This is a genomic window from Aquirufa aurantiipilula, from assembly GCF_019923745.1.
GTDB classification, from domain to species: Bacteria; Bacteroidota; Bacteroidia; order Cytophagales; family Spirosomataceae; genus Aquirufa; species Aquirufa aurantiipilula.
Window position 1 is genome coordinate 1 of sequence record NZ_JAANOG010000027.1, and the last position, 2342, is coordinate 2342.

A 2342-nucleotide genomic window follows, 5' to 3' on the forward strand; every position below is an offset into this window, starting at 1 on the left:
GCTGCGACGAAATTAGTTATCACAGGTTCAAGCACCCAAACGGCTGGAGCCAGTCAAACGATTACCATAACGGCTAAAGATGCGAGTGGAAACACTGCGAGCGGATATACCGGAGCTAAGAGCTTAACGTTCTCAGGAGCGACAAGTTCGAGCTCACCAGTGACAGCTGCAACGGTAGCAGGCACGAATGTAGGCACAGCGACGAGCATCAGCTTCAGCAATGGAGTAGCGACAGCTAGCTTGAACTTGTACCAAGTAGAATCAGCGGTATTGGCTGCCACGGATGGTAGCATATCAGCCGCAGGTTCAGATCGTTTGACTGTAGCAGTAAGTGCAGGATCATTCAGCAAATTAGCTGTTAGCTTAACGAGTCCACAAACAAGTGGCACAGCCTTTAGTGGTACGAATAGCTTGACTGCCTTAGATGCTTATGGCAATACAGTAACTGGCTTTGATGCAAGTGCTAATAATATTACAGTAACAACAAGCTTAAGTGGCGCCATCTCTGGTTTATCTGGAACAACTAAATTAAGTGGAGCTGGAGACTTTAGTAATGGAGTGGCTAGTGTAAGTAGCTTGATATACACAGGAACCGCAGGCACAGGAACCTTCACGTTCACACCAGCTAGCGGAACGGCAGTAACGAGTGGAAATGTAACGATAGGAGCAGGATCTGCTAGCAAGTTCATAGTAACTGGAACAGGCACACAGACAGCCGGTGCAAGCCAGAACATCACGATTACAGCGAAAGATGCAAGTGGCAATACGGCTACTGGATATACTGGAGCTAAGTCGATTACCTTCAGCGGAGCAAATGCATCCTCTAGTCCAGCTACTAACCCAACGGTAGCCGGAACCAACTTTGGTACAGCCACTAGCGTAACCTTCAGTAATGGAGTAGCGACTGTGAGCATGAGCTTATACAAAGTCGAGTCAGCCTCAGTGGTAGCAACCGATGGTTCAGTAACCACGAGTGGATCAGATCGTTTGAGTGTAACTGTGAGCCCAGCAACCTTCAGCAAATTAGCATTAAGCTTGGCAGGACCACAGACCAATGGAATTGCGTTTAGTGGCACGAATAGCTTAACAGCCTTGGATGCTTATGGCAACGTGGTAACAGGCTTTGATGCATCTGGTAATAATGTAACAGTAACGACAAGTTTAACAGGAAGTATTACAGGCTTATCGGGCACGAATAAATTAACTAGTGCAAGTGACTTTGTGAATGGAGTAGCGAACTTGACAAGCTTAGGCTTGAAGTTCACAGGAACAGTAGGTTCAGGAACTTTCACGTTCACTCCAGCAACAGGAACCGCGGTAACTAGTGGAAGTATTGATATTAATTCAGGATCTGCCAATAAGTTTGTCATTACTGGTACAGGAACACAGACAGCAGGTACAAGTCAGACCATAACGATTACAGCGAAAGACGCGCAAGGCAATACGGTAACAAGTTATACCGGAGCTAAGAGTTTAACCTTCTCGGGAGCGAATAGTTCCTCATCCCCAGCGACAGCACCAAAAGTGGGAAGTACAGACTTTGGCACAGCTACTGGTGTGACCTTCAGCGATGGAGTAGCAACAGCGAGCATGAGCTTGTACAAAGTGGAGTCAGCTTCTATTAGTGTGACCGACGGCAGCTTAACAGCGAATGGAGGAGGAGAATTGTCAGTAAGCGTATCGGTGGCAGCCTTTGCTAAGTTTAGTGTAGCGATAGCTGGACCACAGACATCAGGTACAGGGTTTACCGGTACGAATACCTTAACAGCACAAGATGCTTATGGCAATACAGTAACAGGCTTCAATGCATCTAGCAATAATGTGACAGTGACGACAAGTTTGACAGGAAGTATCACAGGCTTATCGGGTACGAATAAATTGAATGGAGCAGGAGACTTTGTTAGTGGCGTAGCGAACTTGAGTAGCTTAGGATTAACCTTCACAGGAACATCCGGATCAGGTACGTTTACCTTTAGCCCTGCAACTGGCGCACCAGTTACCTCAGGCTCGATTACGGTGAATTCAGGCGCTGCGACGAAATTAGTTATCACAGGTTCAAGCACCCAAACGGCTGGAGCCAGTCAAACGATTACCATAACGGCTAAAGATGCGAGTGGAAACACTGCGAGCGGATATACCGGAGCTAAGAGCTTAACGTTCTCAGGAGCGACAAGTTCGAGCTCACCAGTGACAGCTGCAACGGTAGCAGGCACGAATGTAGGCACAGCGACGAGCATCAGCTTCAGCAATGGAGTAGCGACAGCTAGCTTGAACTTGTACCAAGTAGAATCAGCGGTATTGGCTGCCACGGATGGTAGCATATCAGCCGCAGGTTCAGATCG

The 2342-nt window shown here is 47.6% G+C and carries 1 protein-coding gene; it reads left to right on the top strand.

All coding sequences use genetic code 11. The annotated features are described in order from the left end of the window. A partial coding sequence (locus G9H60_RS13175; RefSeq protein WP_223144506.1) for a beta strand repeat-containing protein occupies positions 1-2342 on the top strand: 2342 nt, incomplete at both ends.